The following is a 24,199-nucleotide window of genomic DNA, read 5'->3' on the forward strand; positions in this document are numbered from 1 at the left end:
TTGAGGAAAACATCGCTCTTGCAAGGCAATTTTTATTGGAGCAGTTTGTGAGCCGTGGCATGGTGGTTGACTTCGCTGTACACCAGCCAGACAGAGAGGACGGCGGCATACCCAATCCCCATTTTCATGTGCTTTGCCCCATCCGTCCCATCGAGCAGAACGGCAAATGGGGCTGTAAGCAGCACCGAGTTTACGAGCTGGACGAGGACGGCAACCGTATCCGGGACGCAGATGGAAACTTTGTGTTTAACGCCGTTCCCACTACCGACTGGGGTAGTCCCGAAACGCTGGAATACTGGCGGCAGACATGGGCGGAGCTATGCAACGCCAAGTTTGCTGAAAAGGGGCTTGACGTTAGTATCGACCACCGAAGCTATGAGCGTCAGGGCGTGGAGCTTCTTCCCACCGTCCATGAGGGCGCAACCGTCCGGGCAATGGAGAAGAAGGGCATACGCACCGAGAAAGGCGAGTTCAACCGCTGGATCAAAGCCACCAATGCCGTTATCCGGGACATTAAGAAGAAAATCGCTCTCCTGTTTGATTGGATTGCCGAAGCAAAAGCGGAGCTTGCCAAGCCGCAGGCACCCGACCTTGTTTCTCTGCTGAACGCCTATTACACCCAGCGCAAAGCCGGGGCGTATTCCCAGAAAGGTAAAATCAGCAACCTAAAGGAGATGAACGATACTTTCAATTATCTCCGGGCAAACGGCATTTACTCCCTTGAGGATTTGGAACGCCGTGTCAGCGAACACAGTGCGGCCACCGAGAGCTTGAAGAAAACGCTGGACGAGCAGACCGCCCGAATGAAAGCGATTAAGCGGCTCTATGACAGCTCCGCTGCTTTCCAGAACTTGAAGCCTGTCTATGACGGCTTGCAGAAAATCAAGTTTGAGAAGCCCAGAGCCAAGTACAAGGCAGAGCATGAAGCGGAACTGAAACAGTTCTACGCCGCCAGACGAAAGCTGACCGGGGAGTTCCCAGACGGCAAGGTGGATATGAAAAAGCTGTCCGACGAGTATGACGAGCTGGAACAGGCGCACGAAACCACCTATGGCGAGTTTATGGCTGTCAGAGACGATTTACACCGCCTTTGGAAGGTCAAGTCATGCGTAGATACTGCCGCCCGATTTAACGAGCGTACAGAGGAACAAAAGCTCCAAAATCGACCCCAAACACGACAGAAAAAGGAGGAACTATCCCGATGAATTACACCCAAGCACAGATTGACCGGGCAAACGCCGTCAGTCTGGAAGATTTTCTCCGCACACAGGGAGAGACACTGATAAAAAGCGGACGAGAATACCGCTGGAAAGAACATGACAGTCTGACTATCCGAGGTAACAAGTGGTTTCGCCACAGCCAGAGCAAGGGCGGCTATCCCATTGATTTTGTCATGGAGTTTTACGGCAAGTCCTTTCCCGAAGCCGTCCAGATGTTGACAGGCGAAAACGGCGAGGGACAGAGCGAAGCCAGCACAGCACCGCCCACAGCGTTTCACTTGCCCTTGCACAACAGAACAGCCGACAGAGCAATTCAATATCTTTGCGAAAGCCGAGGTCTCAACAAAACGCTTGTTGAGCCTTTTCTTCTTTCCGGGGACATTTACGAGGACGCAAAGCGGCACAATGTTGTCTTTGTTGGCAGAGACCGAAGCGGTACGCCGAGATACGCCCATGTGCGAGGAACGGCAGACCCATTCAGACAGGATATTACCGGGTCTGACAAGTCCTATCCGTTCCGCTATGAGGGAAACGGCAACCAGCTTTTTGTTTTTGAAGCGCCGATTGACCTTTTGTCCTTTATCTGCCTTTATCCGCAGGATTGGCAGACAAGAAATTATCTTGCCCTGGGCGGCGTTTCGGGCAAAGCCCTTGACCGTTTTCTTTCTGAACGCAAGGACACCCGAAAAGTATTCCTCTGCCTTGACAGCGACACCGCAGGAAGCGAAGCCTGTACCCGACTGGCACAGTCCATTCCCAGCGAGATCGCCGTCATTCGCCTTGTCCCGGCAAGGAAAGACTGGAACGATGTTCTCCGTCAGCAAGGGGACATTCCGAGCCGCAAATTTATAGCGAAAACAATCACGCTGCGAGAGCTGCCCACTGCCCAGCCTGTCCCCATGCTCCGTATGGCAGATGTGGAGCTGACGAGCGTGGATTGGTTATGGTTTCCGTATATTCCCTTTGGAAAGCTGACCATCATACAGGGCAACCCCGGCGAGGGCAAGACCTACTTTGCCATGCGTCTTGCGGCGGCTTGCACCAACCGAAAGCCTTTACCCGGTATGGAGACCCTTGAGCCTTTCAACATCATCTACCAGACCGCAGAGGACGGTCTGGGCGATACCGTCAAGCCCCGACTGATGGAAGCGGAAGCAGACCTTGAAAGAGTGCTTGTCATTGACGATAGGGACACACCGCTGACCCTTGCCGATGAGCGCATAGCAAGGGCAATCCGGGAGAACAACGCAAGGCTTGTTATCATTGACCCGGTACAGGCGTTTCTGGGCGTAGATGTGGACATGAACAGGGCAAACGAGGTGCGCCCGATATTCCGCAGTCTGGGAGACATTGCACAGGCTACCGGGTGCGCTATCGTGCTGATCGGACACCTGAACAAAGCCGCAGGAACGCAAAGCACCTACCGGGGATTGGGGTCTATCGACATTACGGCGGCAGTCCGCAGTCTGCTTTTTATCGGCAAGCTGAAGGACAGCCCCACAACGAGGGTGCTTATCCATGAGAAAAGTTCCCTTGCGCCGCCCGGACAGTCCCTTGCCTTTTCTCTGGGAGACGAGAAAGGCTTTGAGTGGATAGGGGCTTATGACATTACCGCTGACGAACTTCTTGCCGGGACAGACACCGCCAAGACCGAAAGCAAGACCGCACAGGCGCAAATGCTCATTCTGGAACTGCTTGCAGACGGAAAGCGTATGCCGAGCGCAGAGCTGGAAAAGACGGTCAATGAGCGTGGGATTTCCTCACGCACCATGAGAACGGCAAAGAGCCGTATCGGGGACAGACTTGTGACCGAGAAAGACGGCACGGCATGGGTCTGCTATCTCCGAGACTGACAACAGGAACACGGCAAGCGTGGCAAAGACGGCAAGGTTTTTATAGATACCTTAATGTTGCCGCCTTGCCTTGTTCCCTCATACTGACACCGCCCGATGATGAACAGTCACCGGGCATTTTTCATTTACAGGAGGATTTTGAATGAACAATACCGCAACCAACACCGCCACTTGCCCGACTGTCAGAAAGCAGATTGGCAAGACCACCTATATCGTCCGTGTCCATTTCAGCGAGACCGCCAAGGAGACGATGGAGGACAAAATCAAGCGTATGCTCCGTGAGGAAGTCCGCAAAATGTGACTTCTTTTTGAATTTGATGAAAAAGTCCTTGACTTTTCGTCTCTGGCAAAACGGCGAAGTCGATTTTGATTTCCTGTGGTGCCAGACTTGCCCCATTTGATATCGCAGAGCTTCGTGAGATCATGTCTTACGATGAAATGGAGCTGGATAAGATCGGAGACAGGAAAACAGCCTTGTTTCTGATTATGTCCGATACGGATACCACATTCAACTTTGTGATTGCGATGTTGCAGTCACAGCTTTTCAATCTGCTTTGCGATAAGGCAGATGATGAATATGGTGGAAGACTTCCGGTGCATGTGCGTGTCATCGCTGATGAGTTTGCCAACATCGGACAAATTCCTCAGTTTGACAAGCTGATCGCAACTATCCGAAGCAGGGAAATCTCTGCTTCTATTATTTTGCAGTCACAGAGTCAGTTAAAGGCAATGTATAAGGATAGTGCAGATACCATTCTGGGCAACTGTGATACGACTTTATTCCTTGGTGGGAAAGAGAAGACCACATTAAAGGAAATGAGTGAGCTTCTGGGTAAGGAAACCATTGACCTGTATAACACTTCGGAGACGAGGAGTAATCAGAAGTCTTTTGGATTGAATTACCAGAAAACAGGCAAACAGCTGATGACAGAAGATGAGATTGCATTCATGGATGGAGGAAAATGTATCCTGCAGATCCGTGGTGCCAGACCATTTTTCTCGGACAAATATGATATCACGAAACACAAAAACTATCGGCTTCTTGCAGATGAAAACGAGAAGAACCGATACAAAGTTGAGAAAGAGTTAAATCCGCAGTACACACCGAAATCTGAAGAAGAGGTGGAAGTAATTCATGTAGAACTGTCGGAGTAACCTTGGGAATGAACGAAAAATAATGAGGAAAGGAATAACTGACATTAGGTGCGCCGGCTTTTTAGTCGGTGTTTTTTCATTCCCGTAAACACCTGAAAAAAGTCAGTTTTGGTGAATGTATATGGCGTTTTTTAGCAGTGCAATTACAACTTTAAAAACTCTTGTAGTCGCAATCGGTGCAGGTCTTGGCGTGTGGGGTGTCGTAAACCTTCTGGAAGGATATGGGAATGACAATCCCGGCGCTAATGCTCATGTGCGGTAAAGAAGCTAAACCAAGACAAAGGCAGCCAAGGCTACCGCTATACCGTATAAGAATGGAGCAGTAACACCAAGATGTTGCTGCTTCATTTTCATATTTCCAAATTTCTTTGAACGCTGTTGACTTCTATTACGGTTAGTGATATATTTATTACAGTAACCGTAACAAGGAGGATAAACAATGCGTGATAATATGAAAGGTGGTGCGCTTACAGAAGTGACATTTTACATTTTACTTTCTCTCTATGCTCCAAAACATGGATATGCTGTCATGCAATTTATCGAAGAAAAAACAGGTGGGCGGCTTTCATTGGGAGCAGGCACTTTGTATGGTGCGCTAAACTCTTTGCAGGAAAAGAAATGGATTAAGCCTTGCGGAGATTGTGAAGGTAGAAAAAAAGAATACATCATTACCTCACTGGGAAAAGAAGTTGCGAAAAAAGAACTTGTAAGGCTTAATGAACTTGTAGAGGTTGCAAGTGGAATTATTGGAGGTACAGTATGAGAAAAAAATGTTATCATTTTTTTGGTGGTCTGTTGAATGCACAGGCGAATTGGCTGAATAAAATGTCGGAGAAGGGCTATCGTCTTATTCGAGCGGGGAAAATGTTATATGAGTTTGAAGAATGTAAACCTAATGAAGTAAAATACTGTGTAGAATTTATCGGAGAAAAATCGAAAGAGAATGCAAAAGACTATTCCCTCTTTTTGGAAGATATGGGCTATAAGGTATTTTTCAAAAATATCAATCTTAACTATTCTGTCGGTAAGGTGCGTTGGCGTCCATGGGCTGAAAAAGGCGGACGCATTGCGACCAACACTACAACCTTCAACCGTGAATTGTTGATTGTAGAAAAAGAGAATGATGGAAAGCCGTTTGAACTTCATACTTCCTATGAGGACAAGGAAAACTATTACAGAAATCTGCGTAATCCATGGTTGTTGATACTGCTTATGTTTGCAATATTTGCAGTTATAAATCATTCGATTGTTTTTGGTGTGCTTGCTTTGATTTCTCTGATTCCCGTTCTTATATATCAAATACAAATCATGCACAACAGACAAGAAGCAAAAACACAAGAATGATAATATAAATAGCAAATCCAGCCGAGCCAGTCAACGGCAAGTAAATGGGCTGCACCCACCGTTGACAGCCCCGCCTGTCCTTGCCGGTGGGTAATCAAGGGGCGACAGCAGAAAATGCTGCCGCCCTTTCCCATAATTGAAGAAAGGGGGATTTTCCATGACCGAACAGGAAGCCTATCAAGAACATATCCGCTATACCCATGATACCTATTGCCGGATTGTTATTCGCCATGCGTCCTTTGACGCTGCCCGTATGCTGGCGGCGAGGTGGAGACGGGAAATCTCTCTTGAATATTTGACCGAAGAAAAGTTTGTCCCACTAAGCACCACAGACGAGTATTTTCAAGTGCCGGACTATGGCGAAACTTATCTGTTTTCTGTCCGGGGGCAGACGATATTTTTAGATAGCTGTTCCCTTGCGGCGGCTCTTGCCGGGCTGCCGGAACAGACACAAGAGGAAATCTTTTTATATTACTTCCAGCACTTGACACAGAAAGAAATCGGAGAACAAAGCGGCTGGACACGCAGCACAATCGGGCGGCATATTCAGCTTGCCTTGAAGCGGCTGAAAGAGGAAATGGAGGTGTTGTCCCATGAGTAACCGACTTCTCCCCTATGACACTATCATAAAGGCACATGAGGGCGACCCCATAGCGATACAAGCCGTCCTTGACCGATACGCTGGATATATCCGCTACTTCTCCAACATGAACGGTTATTATAACTCTGATATGGAGGACTACATCAGAACAAAGCTGATTGAAAGCCTGTTCAAGTTTCGGCTTGACCGATAACATAAAAACTGAATATCCCGCCGCCCCGCAGCGGCACATGAAGCAGTAAATCCGAAAAAGATTTGCTGCTTTTTTTGCGCCCATTTTTGGCAAATTTCCAAATGTTCCGTATTAGACAGTGAAGCCAAAAAAGATTGCCGTTTTTTTCAGACGGCGAGCAAAACACAGTTTCCAAAACGCCTTATTGTCGGGAAAGACCACGCCGCAGGAAAAGTTCTTGCCGGAAAGTCCGTCATTTTTGCTTTTTGCGGTGTTGTAGGGAGTAAGGGGAGAACGCCGCCCGCAGCCTTTTATAAAAAAGCTGGTTATAGATTTCCCGAAAAAGTGGCAGTAGCAAGTGAACGGCAGTCCGGCAGTTTCTTAGAGCAAGATTCTACCGAGGTGCCAAAATTCGCTTATCGCTCATTTTGCCCCTGCGGGAATCTTGTTGGGGAGTGCCTTCCCCAAACCCTGCTATGCGGCTTGTGCCGCTTGAAAATCCCACCAAAAAATACTTAAAAAATCGCCCACAAAACGGCGGTAAGTGAAAGGAGTTGATACCCATAGGAAAGCGATACAATACGCCCCACCGAAGCCATGTAGTCAAGACACGCATGACCGAAGAAGAATATGCCGACTTCACAGAACGGCTAAAGAATTATGACATGAGCCAAGCCGAGTTTATCCGACAAGCCATTACAAGGGCGACCATTCGCCCCATTGTTACCGTTTCCCCGGTCAATGATGAACTGCTGTCCGCTGTTGGAAAGTTGATAGCCGAATACGGAAAAATCGGCGGCAACCTTAATCAGATCGCCCGTGCCCTCAACGAATACGGAACGCCCTACAATACGCTGTCCGTTGAAGTGCGAGCCGCCATTTCCGACCTTGCCGCCTTGAAGTTTGAAGTCTTGCGAAAGGTAGGTGACGCTGTTGGCAACATTCAAGCATATCAGCTCTAAAAATGCGGACTACGGTGCAGCCGAGCAGTATCTAACCTTTGAGCATGACGAGTTTACCATGAAGCCCACCCTTGACGAAGCCGGGCGGCTCATTCTCCGGGAGGATTACCGAATAGCCACGCTGAACTGCGGCGAGGAAGATTTTGCCGTTGCCTGTATGCGGGCAAATCTCCGATACGGCAAGAACCAAAAACGGGAAGATGTGAAAAGCCACCACTATATCATTTCCTTTGACCCACGGGACGCAGCGGACAACGGCTTGACCGTAGACCGGGCGCAAGCATTGGGCGAGGAATTTTGTGCCGAGCATTTCCCAGGACACCAAGCCATTGTCTGTACCCACCCGGACGGACACAACCACAGCGGCAATATCCATGTTCACATTGTTATCAATTCTCTGCGTATCGAGGAAGTACCCTTACTGCCCTACATGGACAGACCGGCAGATACCCGTGCCGGGTGCAAGCACCGCTGTACGGACGCTGCTATGGAATACTTCAAAGCCGAGGTCATGGAGATGTGCCACCGGGAAAATCTCTATCAAATCGACCTTTTGCATGGCAGCAAAAACCGCATTACCGAGCGTGAGTATTGGGCGCAGCGGAAAGGGCAGGCAAAGCTGGACAAGGAAGCTGCCGCCTTGCCAGCCGAGGAGCAGCCAGCCAAGCCCACGAAGTTTGAAACAGACAAGGAAAAATTGCGGCAGGCCATACGCACCGCGCTGTCCTCTGCCGCAAGCTATGGCGAGTTCGCCGCCGTTCTCTTGCAACAGGGCGTGACTGTCAAGGAGAGCCGAGGGCGGCTATCCTACCTCACGCCGGACAGGACAAAGCCCATTACCGCCCGCAAGCTGGGAGATGATTTTGACCGCGCTGCCGTTCTTACTCTTTTGGAGCAGAACGCCCACAGAGCCGCCGAAAAGACCGTACCCATACCCGAATACCATACCGCTGAAACAAACCGCACAGAGCGAGGAAAAACGCAGAAAATCGCCCCGACAGGCAACATTCAGAGAATGGTTGACCGTGCGGCGAAGCGAGCCGAGGGAAAAGGTATCGGCTATGACCGTTGGGCGGCTGTCCACAATCTCAAACAGATGGCGGCTACCGTTGCCGCTATGGAGCAATACGGCTTTACCCCGGATGAACTGGACGCAGCCCTTGTGTCTGCCAATGCGGATTTACACAGCAGCACCGCCAAGCTGAAGCCCATTGAAACGGCTATCCGTGAGAAAAAGGACTTGCAGAAACAGGTGCTTGCCTATGCCAAGACAAGAGATGTGCGTGACGGCTTGAAAAAGCAGAAAACCGATAAGGCACGCAAAGCCTACCGTGAAAAGCATGAAAGCGACTTTATCATAGCAGACGCAGCCGTAAGATATTTTCGGCAAAAAGACATTATCAAGCTGCCCACCTATAAATCGTTGCAGGCTGAAATCGAGCAGCTTACCGCCGAGAAGAACGCCCTTTACAACGAGTACCGGGCAAATAAAGAGCGTGTCCGGGAGTTGCAGACCATGAAAAGCAATCTTTCCCAAATGCACCACGGCGAACCGAGCAGACAGAAAAAGCATGAACAGGAGCGTTAAAAACCGCCCCGAAATGATACCGAAACCAAACAAAAACAGGGATATACCCTTACCCCTATCCGCAATACTCCCCGACCTCAAAACAGGGCGTACAGGGCAAAAAATCCCCGAAAATGATACCGAGAAGATACAGTTTTCCCGCCCTATCCGTGATACCCACGGAAACGGCAGAAAGGAGCGTACCAATGCCACGCATGAGCAACAAACGGCGGATTGAATGGAGCTTTTTCCTCAACCACCGAAACCGAATTACCTATAACGACCTTTGCCGGGGTTGCACCCACGATTGCAAGCAGAGTTTCCGAGCCGTGATTATCCTCTGCCACCGGTATTACTCCAAGCGTTGGAAACCAAAGGAGGACACCGCCTATGGCAGATAACCGCAAATATTACTACCTCAAACTGAAAGAAAGCTATTTTGATGATGACGCTATCGTGCTGTTGGAGAGTATGCCGGACGGTATTCTCTATTCCAACATTCTCTTGAAGCTGTACTTAAAATCGCTGAAAAACGGCGGCAAGTTGCAGCTTGACGAGAATATCCCTTACACAGCACAGATGATCGCCACTCTTACCCGTCAGCAGGTAGGCACGGTGGAACGGGCGTTAGGGATTTTTCAGCAGTTGGGGCTTGTGGAGCAGCTACACGGCGGCTTGCTCTACATGACCGATATTGAACTGATGATAGGGCAATCCTCTACCGAAGCGGAACGAAAACGGGCGGCAAGGCTTGCAAACAAGGCTTTGCCACCACCCCGGACAAACGGCGGACATTTGTCCGACATTCGTCCGCCAGAGATAGAGATAAAGAAAGAGATAGATATAGAGATAGAAAAAGAGAGAGAGTTAGAAACGGGACAAGCCCCCGCCCGCAGCTATGGCAGATACAACAATGTTTTTCTTTCCGATACGGAACTGGACGAGCTGAAAGCGGAACTGCCCGACAAATGGGAGTATTATATTGACCGCTTATCTACTCATATAGCGTCCAAAGGAACGAAATACCGCAGTCATGCAGCCACGATATACAAGTGGGCGCAGGAGGACGAAGCCAAGAAACCGCCGAAAAAAGGCATACCCGATTACACCTTTAAGGAGGGCGAGAGTTTATGACTGAACTTTTTACCGATACCGTTTTGAATATGATGACTACTACCGCAGAGCCGGAGGACTACACGGGCGAGGACGGTCTGCTTTACTGCAGCAAATGCCGCACGGCGAAAGAAGCCTACTTTCCCAAAGAAACCGCCGCATGGTTGGGGCATGACAAGCACCCGACAGAATGTGACTGCCAACGGGAGAAGCGTTTGGAATGTGAATCCGCCGAGGAACGCAGACGACACCTTAACACCGTTATGGAACTGAAACGCCGGGGCTTTACCGACCTCACCATGCAGGAATGGACTTTTGCACATGACAACGGCAAATGCCCGCAGATGAGCAAGGCACATTTATATGTGGAGCATTGGGAGCAGATGAGAGAAAACAACTATGGTCTGCTCTTGTGGGGCAAGGTAGGCACAGGAAAAAGCTATTTTGCCGGGTGCATTGCCAATGCCCTTATGGAACAGGAAATCTCCGTCCGCATGACAAACTTTTCTGCGATACTGAATGATTTAACTGCCAGCTTTGAGGGGCGAAACGAATATATCGAGCGTCTTTGCCGTTTCCCTCTGCTGATACTTGATGATTTTGGTATGGAGCGTGGCACAGAGTACGGTTTGGAACAGGTCTACAATGTAATTGACAGCCGATACCGCAGCCGAAAGCCGCTGATTGTCACCACCAATCTAAGCCTTACGGAACTGCAGAATCCACAGGACACCGCCCACGCCCGTATCTATGACCGAGTGCTTGAAATGTGTCTGCCTATCCTCTTTACAGGCAAGAACTTCCGAAAGGAAACGGCACAAGCCAAGCTCAATGGACTAAAAGAACTGTTGAAGTGAAAGGAGTTGCCTATGACAGAAAACAAACAGAATAACAATGACCGCACCGACCGCCGCCCGGACTGCGTGACGGAGATCCGCATGGGTAACACCGTGCTTGTTGTGTCCGGCTTTTTCAAGAAAGATACCACAGCCACCGCAGCCGACAAGATGATGAAAGTGCTGGAAGCGGAAACTGCTACACAAAAAACGGTGATTTAACATGATACTGAAAAGCGGTCACGCTTTTGGCGTGACCGCTGGCGGAGAAATTATAGGTTGAAAAATGCGGAGAGTGCTTTCCCCAAATCTTCGGGAGCGTCTATGTTTACTTCATGTCCAGAATTTTTAATCACTAATAATTCGGCTTGTGGTAACTGCGATTGAAGCTGTAAAGAAGCCTGTTTATTTGCTGCATCTTTCTCCCCGCAGATAACCATTACAGGGCTATTGATACACTTCAATTCTTTTTGGAAATCCAAGTTTATCATGGATTTTGACAGATTGATAAAATCCGTTTTACCAAGTCCCATGCTTTCAAATGTTCTTTTAGGCATAAACCGAAAGAGCATATTTTGAAATTGCAAGAGTTTTTTCGGCATTGTATATTGTGTCGCAACCAACGCCAAAGAGTTTATTTTATCTGGATTTTCAATCCCATATTGCAATGCGAGAATACCGCCTAAAGATAGCCCACAGATATTGACCGGTTCTGAAAATTGCTTACAGTATTCGGAGAAAGCAAGATATAAAACTTGATAGCAGACCTCTTTATCTTCAAACCAATCAAAAAGGTTCGGGCATAAAATGTCCGCACTTTTCCCCATAGTGTTAATCGTATTTTTCCAGCTTGATGATGTTTGCCCTAATCCATGAAGTAATATAGTTTTCATTTTCTCTCCTGCAATGTCTGATGTGTATTTACGGTAAAGTATATCACAGAGTTATGAACTTTTCTATCTTTTTTGCAGCGAGAAGCCGCACAGTAAAAAATCGTCATTTTACCGGGCGGTAAAGAAGCAGAAGCCGCTATACAGACAGCCGCCCCATGTGGTACAATCAAGGTACGGAATAGTGGGGCTGGCTGTCGGAAACGGAGGATTTTATGTTAAGACAGACCAACCAACAACCAATTACCGCCCTTTACCCAAGACTATCCCATGAGGACGAGCTGCAAGGCGAAAGCAATTCCATTTCCAATCAGAAGCGTATCCTTGAAACCTATGCAAAGCAGAACGGCTTTTCCAATCTGCGCTGGTACACGGACGACGGTTATTCTGGTGCGAACTTTCAAAGACCCGGTTTTCAAGCCATGCTTGCGGACATTGAAGCCGGAAAAGTCGGGACAGTTATCGTAAAGGATATGTCGAGGTTAGGGCGAAACTACCTGCAAGTGGGAATGTACACGGAAATGATTTTCCCACAGAAAGGTGTCCGCTTCATCGCTATCAATGACGGAGTGGACAGCGCACAGGGCGACAATGACTTTGCCCCGCTGCGGAATATCTTTAACGAATGGCTGGTGAGAGATACGAGCAAGAAAATCAAAGCAGTAAAACGCTCAAAAGGCATGAATGGCAAGCCCATCACAAGCAAGCCTGTGTATGGCTACCTCATGGACGAGGATGAAAATTTCATTATTGACGAGGAAGCTGCACCCGTAGTCAAGCAGATATACAACCTCTGTCTTGCCGGGAATGGTCCGACCAAGATAGCCCGTATGCTCACAGAGCAGCAAATCCCCACGCCGGGAACGCTTGAATACCGCAGGACGGGCAGCACCCGCCGCTACCACCCCGGCTATGAGTGCAAGTGGGCGACCAATACCGTAGTGCATATCCTTGAAAACCGGGAATACACAGGCTGTCTGGTAAATTTCAAGACAGAAAAACTTTCTTACAAAGTCAAGCACAGTGTAGAAAATCCCCCGGAAAAGCAAGTGATTTTCGAGAACCACCACGAGCCTATCATAGACACCCAAACATGGGAACGGGTGCAGGAGCTTCGCAAACAGCGCAAACGCCCAAACCGCTATGATGAAGTGGGTTTGTTCTCCGGCATACTGTTCTGTGCGGACTGCGGCAGCGTGATGTATCAGCAGCGATACCAGACGGACAAGCGCAAGCAGGACTGTTATATCTGCGGCAACTACAAGAAACGCACCCATGACTGTACGGCGCACTTTATCCGCACCGACCTCTTGACCGCTGGTGTACTCTCCAATCTGCGGAAAGTGACCAGCTATGCGGCAAAGCATGAAGCCCGGTTTATGAAACTCTTGATTGAGCAGAACGAGGACGGGGGCAAACGCAGGAACGCCGCCAAGAAAAAGGAACTGGAAGCCTCCGAGAAACGCATAGCCGAGTTATCCGCTATCTTCAAGCGGCTGTATGAGGACAGCGTGACCGGGCGCATATCAGACGAGCGTTTCACAGAGCTGTCGGCAGACTATGAAGCAGAGCAACGGGAGCTGAAAGAAAGAGCCGCTGCTATTCAAGCGGAGCTTTCCAAAGCACAGGAAGCCACCGTGAACGCAGAAAAGTTTATGAATGTTGTCCGGCGGCATACCAGCTTTGAAGAACTTACCCCTACTCTGCTGCGGGAGTTTGTAGAGAAAATCGTTGTGCATGAGTGCAGCTATGACGAGAACAAGACCCGCAGACAGGACATTGAGATTTATTATTCTTTTGTTGGCAAGGTGGACTTGCCCGAATAACCGCCCGACCTATCCGACACAAGAGCTAAGTGCCGGATAGGAACGGCAAAATTTTTTACACTTCTATTACTTCTTTATCGCACATCAATAAAGAGCCAGGGCATCAAACAGCTGATGGCTGGTGCCGGAATCATGCTGCTGGGAACTACCCTGATTCCACAGCTGGCAACATTGTTCTCTTAAGAGGAGTAGTAGATGAACACCATCATTGAGAGAATTACGGAAGCGATAAAGGATATCCTGATCGGGCTTATCAAGTCAAGTTTGGATAACATGTTCACGTCTGTCAATGAGCAGGTGGGAACCATAGCCGGGCAGGTGGGACAGACACCGCAGGGATGGAATGCAGGGATTTTTAATCTGATTCAGAATTTATCCCAAACAGTGATTGTCCCCATTGCGGGACTGATCATCACCTTTGTCCTGTGCTATGAATTGATCACGATGGTAACACAGAAAAACAATTTCCATGAATTTGAGACTTACAATATTTTCCTCTGGATCTTCAAAGCGTATGTAGCTATTTATCTGGTGACAAATACGTTCAATATCACGATGGCGGTCTTTGACGTTGGCCAGCATGTGGTCAACAATGCCGCCGGAGTAATTTCCGGAAACACAGCAGTGGACGCATCGGAAGCAATCACAAGGATTGTGGATGCACTGGAAGATATGGAACTGGGGGATTTGTTCCTGCTATCCATGGAAACGATGTTGATCAGTGTTACCATGCACATTCTGTCAATTATCATTACGGTAATCTTGTACGGCAGGATGATAGAAATTTACCTTTATACTTCCATAGCACCAATTCCGTTTGCCACTATGACGAATAAGGAATGGGGCAATATCGGAAACAACTATTTAAAAGGCTTGTTCGCACTGGCATTTCAGGGATTCTTCATGATGGTCTGTGTGGGAATTTATGCAGTTTTAGTAAATGCAATGACCATATCCAGTGACCTTCATGCAGCAATGTTTTCAGTAGCGGCTTATACCGTGATTCTTGCATTTTCATTATTCAAGACCGGAAGCCTTAGCAAATCAATATTCAATGCCCACTAACGGGCAGGAAAGGAGCGCATACCATGGCGTATGTACCAGTACCAAAAGACCTTACCAAGGTCAAAACAAAAGTAGCGTTAAATCTGACAAAGCGGCAGTTGATTTTCTTTTCACTTGCCGCAGTTGTGGGAATTCCGTTTTATCTGTTCATGAGAAAACCAATCGGTTCCAGTATCGCTGCCATTCTGATGGTAACGATCATGCTTCCGTTTTTCTTCATGGCGATGTATGAAAAAGACGGGCTTCCCTTTGAAAAAGTGGTGGCAAATATCATTCGACAGAAGTTTATATGTCCAGCGGTAAGACCATATAAGACAGAAAATTTTTATCAGGAGATTTCCACCCTTGTAAAAAAGGAGGGTGTGCCGGATGGCAAAAAAGACAAAGCAGGAGGCTCAGCAGGAGCGTCTGTCCCTGGCGGAAAAAAGAAACCGTCAGGAAAGAAGAAACAAAAAAAGCAGAAAAGAAAGAGAACAGGAAAAGCGTAGGAAGAAGCAGGAACGGGATCGTAGGAAACAGAAAAACATTCCTACAACTGCACAGCAGAGTATTCCGTATATTCGGATGCTGCAGGATGGTATCTGCCAGGTGACAAAGACCTTTTTCTCTAAGACAATTCAGTTTTATGACATCAATTATCAGCTGGCTTTAAATGAGGATAAGACCACGATATTTGAGAATTACTGTGATTTTTTAAATTACTTTGATTCTTCCATCAGTGTGCAGCTGTCCTTTATCAATCAGCAGGTGGATGTGGCTGAATTTGAGAAAAGTATTGATATTCCGGATCAGAACGATGACTTCAATGCCATTCGTGAGGAGTACCGGACCATGTTAAAAAATCAGCTTTCCAAGGGAAACAATGGTCTGGTGAAAACCAAGTATATCACTTTTGGAATCGAAGCAGAAAGCCTGAAGGTGGCAAGACCAAGGCTTGAAAGGATTGAAGCCGATATCCTGAACAACTTTAAAGTTCTGGGAGCACAGGCACATTCCTTAAATGGTCTGGAGCGACTGGAGATTCTGTATCATGTGTTCAACCAGGATCGGATTGAACCATTTAAGTTCCAGTACAAGATGCTGCCGGAAACAGGATTAAAGACCAAAGACTTTATTGCACCAACTTCCTTTAACTTTTCCAAGAATCAGACATTTCTGATGGGAAAGACCATGGGAAGCGTGAGTTATCTGCAGATCCTGGCACCGGAGCTTACAGACCGGATGCTTGCAGATTTCCTGGATGTGGATGACAGCATCAATGTCAATATTCATATCCAGTCCATTGACCAGAGTTCTGCGATCAAGATGATCAAGAGCAAGATTTCAGATTTGGATAAGATGAAGATTGAAGAGCAGAAGCGGGCGGTACGTTCCGGGTATGACATGGATGTGCTTCCATCGGATCTTGTGACCTACGGGGAAGAAGCAAAGAATCTGCTGGAAGATTTACAGTCCAGAAATGAGCGTATGTTTCTTGTGACAGTGTTGGTGATGAATACCGCAAAGAAGCGTCAGAAGCTGGATAACAATATCTTCCAGGTACAGGGTATCGCACAAAAATACAACTGTTCCTTAAAACAGCTGGACTATCAGCAGGAAGCAGCATTGATGTCCTGTATTCCACTGGGAGTCAATCGAATTGAGATTCAGAGAGGGCTTACCACATCGGCAACAGCGATCTTTGTGCCATTTACGACACAGGAACTGTTCCAGGAAGGGGAAGCTCTTTATTATGGATTGAATGCATTATCCAACAACATGATTATGGTTGACCGGAAGCGTCTGAAGAACCCGAATGGACTGATTCTTGGTACACCTGGTTCCGGTAAATCCTTCTCAGCAAAAAGAGAAATTACGAACTGTTTCCTGATTACGGAGGACGATATTATTATTTGTGATCCAGAAGCCGAGTATTATCCACTGGTGCAGGCACTGCACGGACAGGTCATCCGGATTTCACCGGTATCAGACCAGTATATCAATCCGATGGATCTGAACCTGAATTATTCAGAGGAAGATAATCCGCTGTCCTTAAAGGCAGATTTTATTCTGTCCCTGTGTGAACTGATTGTCGGTGGAAAGAATGGACTGGAACCGGTAGAAAAGACGATCATTGACCGTTGTGTGCGGCTGGTCTATCAGGAATATCTCGCTGATCCGGTGCCAGAGAAGATGCCGATACTGGAGGATTTATATAATCTGTTGCGGAAACAGGAAGAGCCGGAAGCACAGCGTCTGGCAACTTCATTGGAGATTTACGTTACAGGTTCCCTAAATGTATTTAATCATCGCACAAATGTGGACATCAACAACCGTATCGTATGTTTTGATATCAAGGAGCTTGGAAAACAGCTGAAGAAGATCGGGATGCTGATTGTGCAGGACCAGGTATGGAACCGAGTGACGATCAACCGTTCCGCTCATAAATCCACCCGTTACTATGTGGATGAATTCCATCTTCTCTTAAAAGAAGAACAGACAGCAGCCTACAGCGTGGAAATCTGGAAGCGATTCCGTAAATGGGGCGGTATTCCGACAGGAATTACCCAGAACATTAAGGATCTTTTAGCTTCCAGGGAAATCGAGAATATTTTTGAAAACTCTGATTTTATCTATATGCTCAACCAGGCATCCGGTGACAGGCAGATTCTGGCTAAACAGTTGAATATTTCACCAACCCAGCTGTCTTATGTAACCAACAGTAATGAGGGTGAAGGACTTCTGTTCTATGGAAATGTGATTATTCCGTTTGTAGACAGATTCCCGAAGAATTCCCTTTATAAGATTATGACAACCCGCCCGGAGGAAACAGCCGAAGCAGGGTAATACAGGAGGAGTAAAACAATGTTACAGGTAATTTCATATGGATTGACATTTTGTGGCGGTGCTGTATTTGGCATCGCTATTCTCTGTTTATTACAGGCAGGGAAAGGGTATCCGAAGAAGGAGGAGTAATCAGTGGCAGAACAGAGAATGAAAGTCAGGGATAAGAAAGTCCAGAAAATGACCAAGGATGGTCTGGTGGAAGAAAACCTGACGGATAAATCTTCTGTTCGTGTCAGTAACCGTGCCAGTGATGTGCAGATGGGAGGAAAACAGGGGGAAAAAGAAGTAAGCCTTGTGGATAAGTCTTCCCGCCAGTCTGAACGGAGTGGGAAAAATATTCGTCCCTCTGTGCAAAAATCCAGAGATGCACCGGAACTGATACGGGCAGAGAAGCAAAGTGAGGATCTTGGACAGAGTAGAAAACAGCAAAATAGAAAAAGAATCCGTGCTGAAGTCGGAAAAGAATCCAGACTTGCAGAAAAATCCGAAGCCGGACAGTCAGGGAGACTGAAAGAAAAACGTGCGGATCTATCAGAAAACAGAGGAGACAGCCGGAGAAATCAGACCGGTGGTAGCAAAAAGCCAAAACAAAAACAGCGTTTGAAGTTTGCTTATGAGGAAACTGGTGCTTCTGTGAAAAATGATAAAGATATGGAGAAATTGAACCAGATGGATACGGATGGAGTCAATTTCCGACATCAGAAACAGAAGGAAAAAGCCAAAAAGTTTTCTTATGAGGAAGCAAAAAAGAAGAAGGAAGCAAAGCAGCATTCCAAGAAGGCACAGGTCTATCAGGCAAATGATGGAGAAGCTCCTGGAAAGAAGAAATCCCGCTTGAAGTTTGGCGAAGGGGAATCTGTGAAAACAGAAAAAACTTCTGTTGTCAAGAAAGCAGGAAGTGCAGCTTCCGCAGCATTGCACCGTGAGATCAGCAAAAATGAAGACGATAATGCGGCGGTAGAAGGTGCCCATAAGTTAGAAGAAAGCGGCGAAGGTGTTTACCGGCTGGAACAGAGAAGTGCCAGACGCAGGAAACAGAGGGCATTCAGAAAAAGAAGCAGACTTGAAAGACAGGAAGAGAAACAGACACAGGCGGCAGCCCGTCAGGAACAGAAGAAACTGAAAAAACAGATTCAGAAGCAACAGATCAAACGGGATTATGCCAAAGCGAAGCGAAGTGAACAGACAGTAGGAACAGCTACAAAAGGTACGATTGATTATATCAAGAAGATTGGCGGCAAAGTCACCAACTTTTTTAAAGAAAACCGGAAGGTGTATATCAGTGTAGCAGTTCTGATCGGATTGATGTTTCTGATCATAACGAATGTCACGTCATGCTCTGCAGTGTTTTTACAAAATGTGATCACTTACACCGGAACCAGTTATCTGTCATCGGATCAGGCAATCCGGGAAGCGGAACTGTATTACACACAGCTGGAAGCTAATCTGCAGGAGCGGATCAACAATATGGAATCTGAAGAACCAGGACATGAGGAATACCGATATAACATCGGACCTATTGAGCATGATCCGTTTATCCTGATTAGTTATCTGTCTGCAAAGTATGAAGAATTTACTTTTGAACAGGTCAAGCCGGAGCTGGACGCCTTGTTTGCAGAGCAATATCATTTAACTACTGAAGCAGTCAATGAGACTGTAACGGAGACAGCAACAGTAAGAGTTGGAGAATCTTTGGGACAGGTTGTGACCAGTGGATATTGTAACTGTCCAATCTGTTGTGGTATTTGGAGCGGAGGACCGACTGCCAGTGGAGCATATCCAACTGCCAATCATACCTTAGCGGTAGATGCTTCCAATCCGTTTGTTCCAATGGGAACAAAGGTAGTTATGAATGGTGTCGAATATACCGTAGAAGATACCGGAGCTTTCGCAAGATACGGTGTACAATTTGATGTCTATTATGACAGTCATGCGGCAGCATCTGCACATGGACATCAGACCTGGGAATGTTATCTTGCAGATGATAACGGAAGCAATGAAGTCGAAGTGACCAGAATCAGAGATGTGGACACGCTGAATGTAACATTGACCAGTGGAAACCTGATGTCAATCTGTCAGGACAGGTTGGGATTTTTCCAGAAAGAACTGTTCAGTGCCTACAACGATACCAAAGGCAACCTGCAGATGTTTGCAACACCGGTTGATTTTAACTGGTATTCCAGTGTGACCAGCTATTATGGATATCGGATTCATCCAATATCAGGAGCAAATCAGTTACACAATGGTATGGATATCGGAGCACCGGAAGGGACAAAAGTAATGGCAGGGCTGACCGGAACGGTTACAACTTCTGCTTATAACGACAGCTATGGCAATTATGTTGTAATCAAGGACAGTAAAGGCTATGAACTGCGGTATGCACATTTAAGCAGCCGGAGTGTATCTGCAGGTGCATCCGTCACGAAAGGTGATGAGATCGGTCTTGTAGGAAATACCGGAAATTCTACAGGAAGCCATCTTCACATTGAACTTTTGAAAAATGGAGAGCGGTTAAACCCGATCTTTTATCTGGAAACAGGAGAAGGGACAGGCTTTGGTGGTAATGAATATACCAGTGAAGCAGCGCAACGTTTACTGGAAGAGGCTGCAAAATATCTTGGAACACCGTATGTGTGGGGCGGATATTCCCCAAGTGGATTCGATTGTTCCGGATTTGTCAGCTACTGTCTGGTTCATTCCGGGGTAAGAAATACGGGAAGGCTGACTGCACAGGGACTGTACAACATTTGTACGCCAGTATCCCAGTCAGAAGCACAGCCAGGAGATCTGATCTTCTTTACCGGAACCTACGATGCAGGAGAACCAGTAACGCATATTGGAATCTATGTGGGCAATGGTCAGATGATCCATTGTGGGCATCCGGTTCAGTACACGTCCATCAACTCTCCATACTGGCAGAGGCATTTCTATGGATTCGGGCGATGGTAAGGAAAAGGGCGGTATAACAGCCGCCCGGAAAGGAGAAGAGATGAAAAGTCTTGAAAAAGCAACGGCAGATTATGAGAAAGCCAAGGAAAAAATGGAAGCATCTAAAGCCAGATATGAAGCAGATTTAAAGCGGTTCAAGGCTGCGGAGATTGCAAAAACAGAAGCAGAAAATCTGGAAATTGTAAGAATTATCCGTGCAATGGATATGAGTATTCCGGAATTGGAAGCTTTTAAAAAGAAAATGAAAAATGAGTTGCCCGGCAGGGTAGAAATACAGAAGGAGGAAATAAAAGCCGATGATGAATCTGGAAAAAATGAAACAGAAGAAGAGAACAAATACTAAAAGCAGGGTAAAAAAGAGTCTGCTTGCAGCAACGACATTTCTTTGCCTGACAACACCTTTGCTCCAGACACAGACTGCTTATGCAGCTGAGAATACCACGCCTGCAATCACGATTGAGAAACCGGATGGATGGAAACAGGGAGAAACAACCATTGCTGTTACGGTAGATGCCAGCCATATGCCGGAAGGTTTCTCAATAGCAAAGATTGAAGCAAAAGCAGGAAAAGATGGAAGCTGGCAGGATGTAACTGGAAGCGGAAGTATCACGATCACAGGAAATCAGACAGTGTATGTGCGTGTGACAGATGGTGATGGAAAGGTGTATGAGCAGAATCGTTCTATTAAGTGTTATGACACGGAAAAGCCGACACTCTCTGCTTCCCTGACAGATGGTGTGCTGACGATTCAGGGGAATGATACAGTATCCGGGATTACTGCAGTAACAGTTAATGGCACCACTTATACAGATCTGAAGGATGGAATGCTAAGAGTGCAACTGACACAGAAAGATTTTACTACAAAACAGATTGAGATTACGGTAACAGACGGTGCCGGAAATACTTCTGAAAAGTATGTGTTGCAGAATCCTTATTATGAATGGGCAAAGAAGCAGGCAGAGAAACAGAAAACCTCCAGTGACAGCAATGGTGCAATGGCAACTACGACCAGTGCAGATGCAACGGGAACTGAAAAAACAACGACTTCTCCGCTTCCGCAGGATGCACAAGCTTCTGAGCCAACAGATGCAAAAGGAACTGTGGATGATCGGACAGTGACAGGTATTGAGGAACAGCTTAATAAAGAAGGCGAGACAGCAGATTCTGTTACTAAAACAGCTACGGAAGGCACAAAAGAGTTTTATACCATTTCAACTAAGAGTGGTAAGATTTTTTATCTGATCATCGACAATTCAAAATCTCAGGATAATGTGTATTTCCTTACAGAAGTCAGCGAGAAAGATCTGATGAACTTCACACTTTCTGATTCCGTGACACTTCCGGAAGTAGATACTGTTTATGCAGAACCAGAGAAACAGGCTGAAGAAGAAAAGCCGGAAACAACTGAGACAGCTGAGAAAGATAAGGTAGAGGATGAAATCCAGATGCCAGAAGATAAAAGTCCATTTGGAACGTATCTTCTGATTGCACTGGTTGCAGTAGGAGCTGCGGCAGGAGGATATTACTTCAAAGTCTATAAACCAAAGCATGAATATGATGACGAGGATGAGATGGAAGAGGATGAAGATGAATCCGAAGATTCAGAATCTGAAAAGCGGGAAGTAGACGATGCAGATGAGCAGGAAGAAAGTATAGAACCAGAAATCCTGAGAGACAAGGATTTTGATGATGCTGTGCTGGAAGATGAAGAAGAGGAGCAGGAGTAAATGAAATTAGTGATTGCAGAAAAGCCATCGGTTGCGATGGCACTGGCTTCCGTGATTGGAGCCAGAACAAGAAAAGATGGCTACGTGGAAGGAAACGGTTATCTCGTTTCCTGGTGCGTAGGACATCTGGTTGGATTATGTGATGCATCAGAATACGATGAAAAATATAAAAAATGGAGATATGAAGATCTGCCGATTGTGCCGGAATGTTGGAAACACAGGGTATTGGAAGGCACGAAAAAGCAGTTTGGAATCTTGAAAAAACTGATGCGAGATTCCAAAGTAGATGAAGTAATCTGTGCTACAGATGCCGGGCGGGAAGGAGAACTAATCTTCCGTCTGGTGTATGAGCAGGCAGGATGCAAAAAGCCGATGAAGCGGCTCTGGATCTCTTCCATGGAGGAACAGGCAATTAAAGATGGATTTGCGTCATTAAAAGACGGTTCGTGTTATGACAGTCTCTATCAGTCAGCACTTTGCAGGGCAAAGGCAGACTGGCTGGTGGGAATCAATGCGAGCCGTCTTTTTTCCGTTCTGTATAACCAGAATCTGAAAGTTGGAAGAGTACAGACACCAACACTTGCCATGATCGTGGATCGAAATCAGAAGATCAAGGAATTTACCAAAGAAAAATATTATATGGCTCATATCAAGTTTGACGAGATGGATGCGGTCACAGAGCATTTTCAGAAAAAAGAAGATGCAGATAGAGTGGCTGCGGACTGTATGGAGCGTATGTGCGAAGTGGAAAAGGATGATGTGAAAGAAAAAACGGTCCGTCCTCCGAAGCTCTATGATTTGACCACTCTGCAGAGGGAAGCAAACAGAATGTTTGGTTATACCGCACAGCAGACATTGGATGCCGTGCAGGAGATGTATGAGCAGAAGCTGGTCACTTATCCGAGAACAGACAGCCAGTATCTGACAGATGAGATGGGAGAAAGCACTGAAACACTGATTCAGATGTTACTTGGGAAAATGCCTTATGCTGAAGGTCTGGAATATCACCCAGACGTGAGTAAGGTATTAAATTCAAAGAAAGTATCCGATCACCATGCGATTATCCCAACCATGGAAGTAGCCAAAGCAGATATTGGTGAACTGAAAGAACGAAACCGCAAGATTTTGTATCTGATCAGTGCCAGGGTTCTGACAGCAACTGCAGATCCTTATATTTATGAAAGCCATAAATGCCAGATCACCTGCAATTATCATACGTTTTATCTCACAGCAAAGAAAACAAAGCAGGAAGGATTCAAGGCGATCGAAAATAAATTGAAACAGTTCTTTGGCGTAAAGATTGAGAAAGAAGAGCCGGAGCTGGATATCTGGGCAGGCAAGCATTATGGTCCCTGTGATTCTTTGGTATCGGAGCATTTCACACAGCCACCGAAACAGTACACAGAAGATACCCTGCTTTCTGCGATGGAACGTGCAGGGAATGAAGAACTGACCGAAGATACAGAAAAGAAAGGACTTGGTACTCCGGCAACAAGGGCAGCAATCATTGAAAAACTGATTCAGTCTGGTTTTGTGAAAAGGGAAAAGAAAAATCTGGTGCCGACAGATGATGGTAATGTATTGATTACAGTTCTGCCAGATGAGATTAAATCTCCGAAGATGACCGCAGAGTGGGAAATGGCATTGAATCACATTGCCCAGAATACAGAGACAGCAGATGAATTCCTAAATAGGATTACAGAACTGATGCAGGAACTGGTTGCCAGGTATCAGGGAATTTCAGAAGAAAAGAAAAATCAGTTTCAGGGAAAGGCAAAAGGAGAAGTCATTGGCAAATGTCCCCGATGTGGAGCAGATGTCCAGGAAGGGAAAGTAAACTTTTACTGTTCTGACCGGAACTGTACTTTTACCTTATGGAAGAATGATAAATTCCTTGCGAGTCAGGGAAAAAAGATGGATAAGACGGCAGCAAAGAAGTTCCTGTCTAAAGGAAAAATCCATTATAAGGATCTGGTATCAAGAAAAACAGGGAGACAGTACGAAGCAACTGTGGAGATGGTTGATCCCGGAGAGGGAAATGTACAGTTCAATCTGATTTTTCCACAACGATAAGTAGTGTATTGCAGGCAGTC

Annotated in this window: 23 protein-coding genes and 3 pseudogenes; 25 read left to right on the plus strand and 1 reads right to left on the minus strand. The window is 46.6% G+C overall.

Going from position 1 to position 24,199, the window contains the following annotated elements:
* The 15 genes and pseudogenes from DWZ40_RS14195 to DWZ40_RS14280 all read left to right on the plus strand — a co-directional run.
* Positions 1-1,205 (plus strand): MobA/MobL family protein (locus DWZ40_RS14195; RefSeq protein WP_118543663.1); only part of this gene is annotated, 1,205 nt, incomplete at its 5' end.
* Positions 1,202-3,073 (plus strand): AAA family ATPase, encoded by a 1,872-nt coding sequence (locus tag DWZ40_RS14200; protein ID WP_118543664.1) that lies wholly within the window; start codon positions 1,202-1,204, stop codon positions 3,071-3,073. The genes DWZ40_RS14195 and DWZ40_RS14200, both read left to right, overlap by 4 nt.
* Positions 3,074-3,215: 142 nt before the next feature.
* Positions 3,216-3,374: a transposon-encoded TnpW family protein gene (locus DWZ40_RS14205; RefSeq protein WP_002596227.1), complete on the plus strand. Its 159-nt coding sequence runs from the start codon at positions 3,216-3,218 to the stop codon at positions 3,372-3,374.
* A 41-nt stretch (positions 3,375-3,415) separates the two neighbouring features.
* Positions 3,416-4,228 (plus strand): annotated as a pseudogene (locus tag DWZ40_RS14210) (TraM recognition domain-containing protein); the annotation flags it as partial.
* A 121-nt stretch (positions 4,229-4,349) separates the two neighbouring features.
* Positions 4,350-4,478: pseudogene (locus tag DWZ40_RS14215) on the plus strand (Maff2 family protein); the annotation flags it as partial.
* Positions 4,479-4,667: 189 nt separating this feature from the next.
* Positions 4,668-4,991, plus strand: coding sequence for a PadR family transcriptional regulator (locus DWZ40_RS14220; RefSeq protein WP_055247170.1), 324 nt, complete (start codon positions 4,668-4,670; stop codon positions 4,989-4,991).
* The gene (locus tag DWZ40_RS14225) at positions 4,988-5,572 is read left to right on the plus strand and encodes a DUF2812 domain-containing protein (protein ID WP_118300897.1); all 585 of its coding nucleotides are present in this window, start codon (positions 4,988-4,990) and stop codon (positions 5,570-5,572) included. The genes DWZ40_RS14220 and DWZ40_RS14225 overlap by 4 nt, the downstream gene beginning before the upstream one ends.
* Positions 5,573-5,729: 157 nt before the next feature.
* Positions 5,730-6,173, plus strand: coding sequence for a sigma-70 family RNA polymerase sigma factor (locus tag DWZ40_RS14230; RefSeq protein ID WP_007054578.1), 444 nt, complete (start codon positions 5,730-5,732; stop codon positions 6,171-6,173).
* Entirely contained in the window at positions 6,166-6,366 is a 201-nt protein-coding gene (locus tag DWZ40_RS14235) for a helix-turn-helix domain-containing protein (protein WP_118300895.1), read from the plus strand. Before DWZ40_RS14230 ends, DWZ40_RS14235 begins: the two co-directional genes overlap by 8 nt.
* Positions 6,367-6,908: 542 nt before the next feature.
* Positions 6,909-7,307, plus strand: a complete 399-nt coding sequence (gene mobC, locus DWZ40_RS14250; RefSeq protein WP_118300937.1) for a plasmid mobilization relaxosome protein MobC — start codon at positions 6,909-6,911, stop codon at positions 7,305-7,307.
* Positions 7,279-8,895 (plus strand): relaxase/mobilization nuclease domain-containing protein, encoded by a 1,617-nt coding sequence (locus tag DWZ40_RS14255; RefSeq protein WP_118300891.1) that lies wholly within the window; start codon positions 7,279-7,281, stop codon positions 8,893-8,895. Before mobC ends, DWZ40_RS14255 begins: the two co-directional genes overlap by 29 nt.
* A 185-nt stretch (positions 8,896-9,080) precedes the next feature.
* Positions 9,081-9,275, plus strand: a complete 195-nt coding sequence (locus tag DWZ40_RS20110) for a hypothetical protein (protein WP_081731938.1) — start codon at positions 9,081-9,083, stop codon at positions 9,273-9,275.
* Positions 9,265-10,008, plus strand: a complete 744-nt coding sequence (locus DWZ40_RS14270) for a phage replisome organizer N-terminal domain-containing protein (protein ID WP_024738893.1) — start codon at positions 9,265-9,267, stop codon at positions 10,006-10,008. The genes DWZ40_RS20110 and DWZ40_RS14270 overlap by 11 nt, the downstream gene beginning before the upstream one ends.
* Positions 10,005-10,844, plus strand: coding sequence for an ATP-binding protein (locus DWZ40_RS14275; protein ID WP_118543665.1), 840 nt, complete (start codon positions 10,005-10,007; stop codon positions 10,842-10,844). Before DWZ40_RS14270 ends, DWZ40_RS14275 begins: the two co-directional genes overlap by 4 nt.
* A gap of 12 nt (positions 10,845-10,856) precedes the next feature.
* On the plus strand, positions 10,857-11,045 hold the full coding sequence (locus DWZ40_RS14280; RefSeq protein WP_024738895.1) for a transposon-encoded TnpW family protein: 189 nt from the start codon (positions 10,857-10,859) through the stop codon (positions 11,043-11,045).
* 50 nt (positions 11,046-11,095) lie between these two features.
* On the opposite strand, the gene DWZ40_RS14285 is transcribed toward DWZ40_RS14280, so the two are convergent.
* Positions 11,096-11,716: an alpha/beta fold hydrolase gene (locus tag DWZ40_RS14285; RefSeq protein WP_024738896.1), complete on the minus strand. Its 621-nt coding sequence runs from the start codon at positions 11,714-11,716 to the stop codon at positions 11,096-11,098.
* Positions 11,717-11,928: 212 nt separating this feature from the next.
* Between DWZ40_RS14285 and DWZ40_RS14290 the strand changes: the two genes are divergently transcribed.
* The 10 genes and pseudogenes from DWZ40_RS14290 to DWZ40_RS14335 all read left to right on the plus strand — a co-directional run bounded on the left by DWZ40_RS14290 (position 11,929) and on the right by DWZ40_RS14335 (position 24,179).
* On the plus strand, positions 11,929-13,539 hold the full coding sequence (locus DWZ40_RS14290) for a recombinase family protein (protein ID WP_002569232.1): 1,611 nt from the start codon (positions 11,929-11,931) through the stop codon (positions 13,537-13,539).
* Positions 13,540-13,629: 90 nt separating this feature from the next.
* A pseudogene (locus tag DWZ40_RS20465) lies at positions 13,630-13,722 on the plus strand (Maff2 family protein); the annotation flags it as partial.
* 12 nt (positions 13,723-13,734) lie between these two features.
* Positions 13,735-14,604: a VirB6/TrbL-like conjugal transfer protein, CD1112 family gene (locus tag DWZ40_RS14300; RefSeq protein ID WP_027090294.1), complete on the plus strand. Its 870-nt coding sequence runs from the start codon at positions 13,735-13,737 to the stop codon at positions 14,602-14,604.
* Positions 14,605-14,627: 23 nt separating this feature from the next.
* Positions 14,628-15,092 (plus strand): PrgI family protein, encoded by a 465-nt coding sequence (locus DWZ40_RS14305; RefSeq protein WP_012744297.1) that lies wholly within the window; start codon positions 14,628-14,630, stop codon positions 15,090-15,092.
* Positions 14,974-17,430, plus strand: coding sequence for a VirB4-like conjugal transfer ATPase, CD1110 family (locus DWZ40_RS14310; protein ID WP_027090295.1), 2,457 nt, complete (start codon positions 14,974-14,976; stop codon positions 17,428-17,430). The genes DWZ40_RS14305 and DWZ40_RS14310 overlap by 119 nt, the downstream gene beginning before the upstream one ends.
* 18 nt (positions 17,431-17,448) lie before the next feature.
* Positions 17,449-17,559 carry a DUF3789 domain-containing protein gene (locus tag DWZ40_RS14315; RefSeq protein ID WP_118342920.1) on the plus strand — a complete coding sequence of 37 codons (111 nt, stop codon included), beginning with the start codon at positions 17,449-17,451 and terminating at the stop codon, positions 17,557-17,559.
* A gap of 48 nt (positions 17,560-17,607) precedes the next feature.
* A complete protein-coding gene (locus DWZ40_RS14320) occupies positions 17,608-20,379 on the plus strand; it encodes a peptidoglycan DD-metalloendopeptidase family protein (protein ID WP_347560100.1) in 2,772 nt (923 codons plus the stop codon).
* Between the two features lie 40 nt (positions 20,380-20,419).
* Complete coding sequence (locus DWZ40_RS14325) at positions 20,420-20,722, plus strand: DUF4315 family protein (protein ID WP_023922642.1); 303 nt, start codon at positions 20,420-20,422, stop codon at positions 20,720-20,722.
* Entirely contained in the window at positions 20,676-22,106 is a 1,431-nt protein-coding gene (locus DWZ40_RS14330) for a DUF4366 domain-containing protein (protein WP_347560096.1), read from the plus strand. Before DWZ40_RS14325 ends, DWZ40_RS14330 begins: the two co-directional genes overlap by 47 nt.
* A complete protein-coding gene (locus DWZ40_RS14335; protein WP_118543666.1) occupies positions 22,107-24,179 on the plus strand; it encodes a DNA topoisomerase 3 in 2,073 nt (690 codons plus the stop codon).
* The last annotated feature ends 20 nt before the right edge of the window (positions 24,180-24,199 follow it).

Origin of the sequence: Clostridium sp. AF32-12BH (genome assembly GCF_003477935.1) — a bacterium.
Taxonomy (GTDB): domain Bacteria; phylum Bacillota; class Clostridia; order Lachnospirales; family Lachnospiraceae; genus Brotaphodocola.